Annotated in this window: 7 protein-coding genes; 6 read left to right on the forward strand and 1 reads right to left on the reverse strand. The window is 36.1% G+C overall.

Annotated elements, in window-relative coordinates; genetic code table 11:
* From QWY78_RS01990 to QWY78_RS02015, 6 genes are all read left to right on the forward strand, one after another.
* Positions 1 to 939 (forward strand): alpha/beta fold hydrolase, encoded by a 939-nt coding sequence (locus tag QWY78_RS01990; RefSeq protein ID WP_290216028.1) that lies wholly within the window; start codon positions 1 to 3, stop codon positions 937 to 939.
* Positions 939 to 2,357, forward strand: coding sequence for a hypothetical protein (locus QWY78_RS01995; protein WP_290216029.1), 1,419 nt, complete (start codon positions 939 to 941; stop codon positions 2,355 to 2,357). The genes QWY78_RS01990 and QWY78_RS01995 overlap by 1 nt, the downstream gene beginning before the upstream one ends.
* Before the next feature lie 151 nt (positions 2,358 to 2,508).
* Positions 2,509 to 4,755: a TonB-dependent receptor plug domain-containing protein gene (locus QWY78_RS02000; RefSeq protein WP_290216031.1), complete on the forward strand. Its 2,247-nt coding sequence runs from the start codon at positions 2,509 to 2,511 to the stop codon at positions 4,753 to 4,755.
* An 11-nt stretch (positions 4,756 to 4,766) separates the two neighbouring features.
* Complete coding sequence (locus tag QWY78_RS02005) at positions 4,767 to 5,540, forward strand: alpha/beta fold hydrolase (RefSeq protein ID WP_290216033.1); 774 nt, start codon at positions 4,767 to 4,769, stop codon at positions 5,538 to 5,540.
* Position 5,541: 1 nt separating this feature from the next.
* Positions 5,542 to 6,312 (forward strand): 3-hydroxybutyrate dehydrogenase, encoded by a 771-nt coding sequence (locus QWY78_RS02010; protein ID WP_290216035.1) that lies wholly within the window; start codon positions 5,542 to 5,544, stop codon positions 6,310 to 6,312.
* A gap of 12 nt (positions 6,313 to 6,324) precedes the next feature.
* The gene (locus QWY78_RS02015; RefSeq protein ID WP_290216037.1) at positions 6,325 to 7,029 is read left to right on the forward strand and encodes a CoA transferase subunit A; all 705 of its coding nucleotides are present in this window, start codon (positions 6,325 to 6,327) and stop codon (positions 7,027 to 7,029) included.
* 105 nt (positions 7,030 to 7,134) lie between these two features.
* Here the strand turns inward: QWY78_RS02015 and QWY78_RS02020 are convergent, their stop codons facing one another.
* Positions 7,135 to 7,341, reverse strand: a complete 207-nt coding sequence (locus QWY78_RS02020; protein ID WP_290216039.1) for a hypothetical protein — start codon at positions 7,339 to 7,341, stop codon at positions 7,135 to 7,137.
* Between the last annotated feature and the right edge of the window lie 139 nt (positions 7,342 to 7,480).

Genomic DNA, 7,480 nt, shown 5'->3' on the forward strand with positions numbered 1-7,480 from the left:
ATGAAGAATTTTTTATTTTCACTTCTCAGTATTCTATTTCTGCAGTGTGCTGCACAAAACACAAAACCGATGAAAGAAACGCTTTTACCCTATCATTTTCCAACGAAATATCTGCAATTAAACGAGGGTGAAATTGCTTATGTTAAAGAAGGAAAGGGTCCGAAAGTTCTAATTTTTGTTCATGGACTAAGCAGCAATGCTGATGCCTGGTATCGAAATATTGAAAGCTTAAAGAATGATTTTACCTGTATCGCCATCGATTTGCCAGGATATGGCCGGTCTTTTAAAAATACTGATGAATTTACCGCAACGTACTTTGCCACGATTTTAAAAGAATTTGCGGAAAAAATGAAACTAAAAAAATTCACTCTGGTTGGTCATTCCATGGGTGGGCAAGCTTCCATTAAATATGCTGCAGCATACCCTGAAAATCTAGAAAAGCTAATTCTTATTGCGCCTGCGGGCATCGAACAATTTACCGAGTTTGAAGGCAATGCCATGAAAATGGTGATGAATAAAAACACCATTATGTCGACTACCGAAGAACAAATCGATCGCAATTATTTGTTAAATTTTTACAAAATGCCGCAAGAAGCAGCACACATGATTCAAGATCGAAAAAACATTATGAAATCGTCTGATTTTGAACAACATGCGATTGCCATTTCGATGAGTGTATCAGGAATGTTGGATGATAAAGTGAATGATGATTTAGCAAAAATAAATACCCCTACACTAATTTTATTTGCGAAAAATGATTTACTGATTCCCAATAAATATCTTCATCCACTCTTGACAATCGATGCGTTGGCAAAAACTGCGCAGGAATCGATTACGAAAAGTATATTAGTGATGATTAATGATGCTGGACATTTTCTTCAGTTCGAAAAACCAACGGAAGTGAATAATGAAATTAAAAAATTTATGTTTGCTCCCTAATGAAACCAAAATTAAAAGTTTTTGATGATTTTAGCAAAGCACTTTTGCCGCATGAAGCCAAATATTTGCAAACTTTAGGCAATTTTCAGGAACAAGAAAAGCAAGAAATTTTTCGAACTTTAATCCATAAATCGCTACATCCCGAGAAGGAGCTTTCCTTTAATCCAGCTTTTGATAAACGGAAATACCATTACATAAAAACCTGGGCAGAGAAAAAATTATTGCTTCGTGATGTAGATCAGGTGGCTCAGTGGTTGCTGAATTTTAATAAAAAACTCGCCCTGGATTTGGTGACTTCCAAAGAAGAAAAAATTCTGATTGACTATGTGAGAAATTACAAAACCATTACCTTTAATTTCCAGATTCTCTATCAAACCATGCGGGATTATCGATCTTATTTGCTCATTAGAATGCGGTATGAAGACCATATTGTGGTTTCTAATTTTCTGGAAAATTATAGCGACTCGTACCAAAGAGCAAAAGAAATTGAAGAAAAACTTTATCAAGCAACCATTGAAATTACCGATCAATTTACACGAACAAAAGAAACGGTGATTTATTGGGAAAAGTGGTTGAAAAAAGTCTTCGAAGCAGAAGCCATCAATGGGAATAATCGGTACAAAGCGTTTATACTATTGGCTTTTATGTATAATACTACGGGAAATCTCATAGAATTACAGGCCATTTTCGATCAAATCGATGCATTTTTTAGCCAGGGAAAACTGTATTGCCGACGACTTTTATACAACTATTATTCGAGTCGGGTTTTACTGCACTCCAAACAAAGAAATTACGAGGAAGCAATCTATTATGGCAAACTTTCATTAAGACAGACCAATGAAGATACCTTGATGTATGTGAATAATTTGGTATCGATTTACTTGCGTTTGGATCAACCTAAATTAGCACTCAATTTGTTGGAATCGTATGATTCTATTTATGAAAAAACGCAGAACAGCCTGCAGCGGATTATTTATATATCCTATTATTTACGGGCTTTAAATGAATTGAATTTAAGTGCTAAAGCTGAAAACATTGGCATTTATTTTCTTCAGAAATACGAACCCGAAATTCTGAAGCTCAGATGGCATCATTTCTTTACTTCTTATTTAAATGTTCTTTATAAAAACGAGAATTATACTGCCATTTTACAACTTGATAAAAAGTTTAATCTCGCAGAATTAGAAAATCAACGAAAAAATTCTGATAATTTTGTACCCCATCTCTTATGGCTAATTTCTACGGCTTCTTTTTTGGAAAATAAAATTTCTAAAGAGAAGTATTTCAGGGTTTTAACCGAAAGTTTAAATACTTTAAAAATCAACGAAAGCAATCAGTATCTGTTGAAAAACAATGCAGAATTACTATCCAAAAATCTTCCAGACCTCAAGTTTTTTTTTAAGTCTCACCTTACTTAAAAGTCTTATAAAATAGGGTTTTTAAAACATTACTACCTTCTTTTGTCACTGTAATTGTGGTGAGTCATACCATAAAATTGTATTCGCTGTTAATTTTTGTTAATGAACTTGGCTTATCATTGTATAGATAATTAAAAAAATTAATAGGATTATGAAAAAATCAGTCATTTTAGCATCTTTACTAGGCGTCGTTTTTGCGAGTGCACAAGTTGCTGATACCGTTAGAGTAAGAGATATCGATGAGGTAACTGTTTCCGCCAGTAAAAAATTGCAGAAGGTGGTTGATGTCCCCGCAACGGTTAATATTATTACCGCCAAAGATATTCAGCAATTTACCAGCTTCAATGTGGGAGAACTGGCAGCGAGACAGAAGGGAGTCGATTTTGTTAGAGCTGGCGTTTTAGGAACCGGAATTAATATTCGTGGTTTCAACTCTGCGTTCAACTCTAAAAACTTGCAGGTGACTGATGATCGTATCTCTACGTTGATCGCTACCGGCCTTCCTTTCGGAACTTTTAGTACCGTGATTAAAGAAGATATCGAACGGGTTGAAATTCTTTTAGGACCAAACGGAACGCTGTACGGACCCAACGCACACAATGGATTGGTGAATACCATCAGTAAAAATCCATTTCGCTCTCAGGGATCGACGGTAGCTTTAGGTGTCGGGAACCAAAATGTATTTACAGCCAGAGTTCGTCATGCGCAAGCCATCAATCCAAAATTGGCATATAAATTAGCGTTTGAGCATACACAAGGAACTGAGTTTGAATATACCGATTCTGTATATGTTGCAAATAAAGGATACGCTGAACTTGATTTGGATCGAGATTTTAACAGTACAAAATTTAACACGCAATTAAATTATAAAGTAGGCTCATTGTCAGAATTGGTAGCCTATTACGGACATAGTAACAACAATAATATTGGCGTAACCAGTGCCGGCAGAAATGCGATTAAAGATTGGAATATTGATGAACTTCAATTAAAATTTATTCACCCGCGCTTTTTCTTAAACTCTTATTATCAGTGGAGTAATACAGAAGATACCTATGCGATGAACCAACGGACTCAGAACTATGTATCGTTCATCAACGCAGGTTTTTCTGAAGCGGTAGCCAAAGAAAGATCGTTTAATGAGCAATGGTTTGCCCTTAGTCCAAGCACTGGAATTCCATTACAAAGAGGATCCAGATTTAAAGATGATTCCAAAAGATTTGTAGCAGAAGGGCAGTATAACAATTCTTGGGGAGCATTCACCATGATTGGTGGTGTGCAATTCCAAAGAGACATGGCTTTTACAAAAAACACCTATATGCTTGATTTTGATGGTCCAATCAATGTAAACCAGGTTGGGGTTTACGGCCAGGCAGAGTACAAGATGAATGGTTGGGGATTCCTGGCAGCTTTAAGAGTTGATAACCACGATTATTACGGAACCAATCTTCTTCCAAAAGCTGCCATCACAAAGAAATTAGGTGATGGAACTTTCAGATTAACCTACGGAAAAGGAATGGCAGTACCTTCATTATTAAACTTAGAAGGTTATTTATTTGGTGGATTAATCTTAGGAAATGGCCTTGGATTTACTTTATCTGATGGTAGTAAAATTAACAAATTAGATGTGGAAACCATCAATTCTTTTGAAGTTGGGTACAAAGGTGACATTGCGAAGAAATTTTATATGGATGTAAATGCATATTACAATTTTTCAGAGAATTTCATCAGTCCATTAACCCAATTAGCAACCAACGGAAGAACCGTAACTCATAGAGGGGATCAGGCTATATCTCAGATTGCTGGCGCAAACCCAGGTTTTGTCTTGACCTATTCTAACTTTGGAAAAGTAGATACCTACGGTGTTGATTTAGGATTCAGTTATTATTTTACTGATGCACTGAAAGGAGTAATGAACTATTCTTATTTCGGACGTAAATTAGATAAAAATGATTTACAGAACGACGGAAATAAAGATGGTAAAGTACTCGATACCGATTTGCCAATCAATACGCCTACCAATAAATTAGCGATTGGATTAAATTATTCTACACCAACTTTCTTCGGAGCAATCTACGGAAGATATGTGCAGAAATACGACTTCTTTTCTGGTGTTTCTACTTCTGCAAAAACTCAGGATTTAGACGGAAATGGAACCATCGATATTACAGAAAATGCCTATTATGCAGCAGGAAGAACTTGGAACTACGGACAATTAGGAGGTTTTACCGTTGATATGAATGCAGGTTATAACTTCAGCAATGGAATGACCTTAGGTGCGAATGTTACTAATTTATTTGATGTAGATATCAGAGAATTTGCAGGTTCACCTTTCATCAAAAGATTGGTTTCTTTAGAATTTAAATACCAATTCGATTTCTTCAAAAATAAAAACAATTAATTTTTTCATCAATGGCTTTAACAACCATTAATGGGATTGACCTGGATTATGCAGATATTGGTAGTGGCGAAGTCGTAGTAATGCTGCATGGTCTAGGTTCAACAAAAAAAGACTGGGATCTTCAGATCCCGGTTTTATCCCAGAAGTTTAGAATAATCGCCCCCGATTTTCGTGCACACGGAAATTCTGAAAGAGTTCCAAAAGAACAAGGGGTCGATGTAATGACGGAGGATGTTTATCAATTGTTGAAATCTTTAAATATTTCAAAAGCCAGTTTCGTTGGTTTTTCGATGGGTGGAGCCGTATGCTTTAATATGGCATATACACATCCGGAAGCCGTACATAAATTAGTGATCATCAATTCTGGACCTGATTTTAATAATGCCAAAGATTCTGGTATTGATCTGCTCGCAGAACGTACTAAAATCATCAAGGAACAAGGTTTTGTATCACTGGCAGACACGATCTCCAAAGGAATGTTTCCCGAAGAAAATCAGGCGCAATGGCGTAAAGAATTCCGCCAAAGAATTATTGATAATGATGAAGATGCTTATCTTCACACCTTCGGTTCTTTGATGAAATGGGGGCTGTCGGATAAGGTTTCCGAACTTTCAGCGCCCACTTTAGTTGTTGCCTCCGACCTGGATTATACCTCGGTTGACTATAAAAAATCGTATGTTGATAAAATGCAAAATGCACAATTGGTCATCATTGAAAATTCCCGGCACGGAATCGTGTTGGATCAGGCCGAACGATTGAACCAAGAACTTCTTAAATTTTTATAAAATGAGCAGAAATGTTTTGATAACAGGTAGTACCAGCGGAATCGGTTTAGGAATCGCTGAGGCATTTGCTAAAAATGGCGATCATATCATTTTCAATGGTTTAGAAGCAAACGGAGTAGAAATTGCCCAATCAATAGGCGAAAAATACAAGGTAAAAACAACCTTTAAAAATTCTAATTTAATGACACCGGAAGGCGTTCAGGAATTGGTTGATTTCGCAAATGCGGAAATGGGTTCCATCGATATTCTGGTGAACAATGCAGGAATTCAACATGTCGCACCAATCGAAAATTTCCCCATTGAGAAATATCAGCAAATTATTGCCTTGAATATGAATGCTGTATTTTATGCGTCAAGAGCGGTTTTCAAGCAAATGAAAGCTCAACATTTTGGTAGAATTATTAATGTTTCTTCCGTGCATGGCATTCGTGCTTCAGAATTCAAATCTGCTTATGTAACTGCAAAACATGGAGTAGTAGGTTTAACCAAAGTTTTGGCTTTAGAAGGAGCTCCTTTTAATGTAACTTGCAATGCGATTTGTCCAGGTTATGTGAAAACTCCCTTGGTTGAGGGACAGATCAAAGACCAAGCAGCAGCCCATCATATGACCGAAGAAGAAGTGGTAGAAAAAGTAATGTTGCAAAAACAAGCAGTAAAAAGTTTCGTTCCGATTGAGAAATTAGGAGAAATTGCCGTATTTTTAGCAGCAGAAAATGCAACCACCGTTTCCGGAACAACATTTACCTTGGATGGAGGGTGGAGTGCACAATAATACGTAAAGATTATGATTGATAAAAGAGTAAAAAATGGAAAAGAAGCCATCGCTGGAATCGGTGATGGAATGACTTTGATTGTAGGCGGATTCGGCCTTTGCGGTATTCCCGAAAATTCAATTCATGCATTGGTAGAAAGTAATGTGACCAATTTAACCTGCATTTCCAACAATGCGGGAGTTGATGATTTTGGATTGGGTTTGCTATTGCAAAAAAAGCAAATCACGAAAATGATTGCTTCCTATGTGGGAGAAAATGCAGAGTTTGAGCGCCAAATGCTTTCTGGTGAACTTGATGTGGAACTTACTCCGCAGGGAACTTTAGCCGAAAAATGTCGTGCTGCCCAACATGGTATTCCCGCTTTTTATACCCCAGCTGGTTATGGAACAGAAGTCGCAGAAGGAAAAGAAACCAAAGATTTCGATGGCAAAATGCATATTTTGGAACATGCCTTCAAAGCAGATTATTCCATCGTAAAAGCCTGGAAAGGAGATCACGTAGGGAATTTAATTTTTAAAGGAACCGCAAGAAATTTCAATGCACCCATGGCAGGAGCTGGCAAAATAACCATCGCCGAAGTGGAAGAACTGGTTGCTCCAGGAGAATTAGATCCCAACGAAATTCACATTCCAGGAATTATGGTACAAAGAATTTTTCAAGGAGAGAAATTTGAAAAAAGAATTGAACAGAGAACGGTGAGGAAGAGAGAGAATTAAATGATAATATTGATAGAAACGGGCTTTTTGGCCCGTTTTTTTTCACGAAATAAAAAGTATCTTCATTAAAAAATACTTGATGGTAATAAAATTAATAAAAAACAGTTATTTAAATTTTTGATTTTGAAGGTATTCACCTAATTTTTGAGCATTTGCCATAGAACAATAAGGTTCTGTAGTAAGAATTTTATATGTAATTAATTTACAAAGATGAAAAGCTTTATTCAAATCTTGAGATTGAATGTTTTTATTATCACCGTGCACAATTGCTGAACGTTTTTGATATAAATCTTTAAAAATTGCAGAAATCATTTTTCTATTCTCAAAATCGTCATATAATATAAAAAGGTAGTGTCCCACTAACTGTGTAAGTTGAAAAGTTATTCTGAAAAATTTTGAGCCCTTAAAGCTCAAAAAAAATTTTCGGAAATAACTTTTTTACTATTTTTAA

The organism is Kaistella yonginensis (assembly GCF_030409525.1).
GTDB classification, from domain to species: domain Bacteria; phylum Bacteroidota; class Bacteroidia; order Flavobacteriales; family Weeksellaceae; genus Kaistella; species Kaistella yonginensis.

Bases quoted from the DNA above. Each gene is read 5' to 3' on its own strand.
- QWY78_RS01990 (WP_290216028.1), top strand. From the start codon at position 1: ATGAAGAATTTTTTATTTTCACTTCTCAGTATTCTATTTCTGCAGTGT.
- QWY78_RS01995 (WP_290216029.1), top strand. From the start codon at position 939: ATGAAACCAAAATTAAAAGTTTTTGATGATTTTAGCAAAGCACTTTTG.
- QWY78_RS02000 (WP_290216031.1), top strand. From the start codon at position 2,509: ATGAAAAAATCAGTCATTTTAGCATCTTTACTAGGCGTCGTTTTTGCG.
- QWY78_RS02005 (WP_290216033.1), top strand. From the start codon at position 4,767: ATGGCTTTAACAACCATTAATGGGATTGACCTGGATTATGCAGATATT.
- QWY78_RS02010 (WP_290216035.1), top strand. From the start codon at position 5,542: ATGAGCAGAAATGTTTTGATAACAGGTAGTACCAGCGGAATCGGTTTA.
- QWY78_RS02015 (WP_290216037.1), top strand. From the start codon at position 6,325: ATGATTGATAAAAGAGTAAAAAATGGAAAAGAAGCCATCGCTGGAATC.
- QWY78_RS02020 (WP_290216039.1), bottom strand. From the start codon at position 7,341: ATGATTTCTGCAATTTTTAAAGATTTATATCAAAAACGTTCAGCAATT.